The sequence below is a fragment of the Paenibacillus sp. GbtcB18 genome (assembly GCF_019091125.1).
Classification (GTDB): Bacteria; Bacillota; Bacilli; order Paenibacillales; family NBRC-103111; genus Paenibacillus_F; species Paenibacillus_F chitinolyticus.
The window spans coordinates 1-231 of the sequence record NZ_JAGXJX010000953.1 but is presented as its reverse complement, the minus strand read 5'-3'; the positions used below and the strand labels follow the sequence as shown (position 1 = coordinate 231).

Here is a 231-nt window from a genome sequence, read left to right as displayed (position 1 = left end):
TCCCCCACGCTGACTGTCGTGTGTTAAAAGCCAGTTCCATACATGAGAAGGAGCGGTTTACTGCATATGCGGAGGAAGTCCTCGAAATTCTTAAATCGATAACCCGGGAAAACAGCCGGGAGAAGATACTGCTTCAGTTTGTGTTTAGTACTACGGAAGGATATGCTGCCGGTTTATCGGGACTGTTGAAAACGGCGCAACTGGAGAATCCAAGTTTAACGGCCCAATTAA

General features: G+C 47.2%; 1 protein-coding gene. It reads left to right on the top strand.

Annotated features, from left to right (window positions below; all coding sequences use genetic code 11):
- Positions 1-20: 20 nt before the first annotated feature.
- On the top strand, positions 21-231 hold a 211-nt coding region (locus tag KVT34_RS33155; protein ID WP_217563406.1), incomplete at its 3' end, for a hypothetical protein.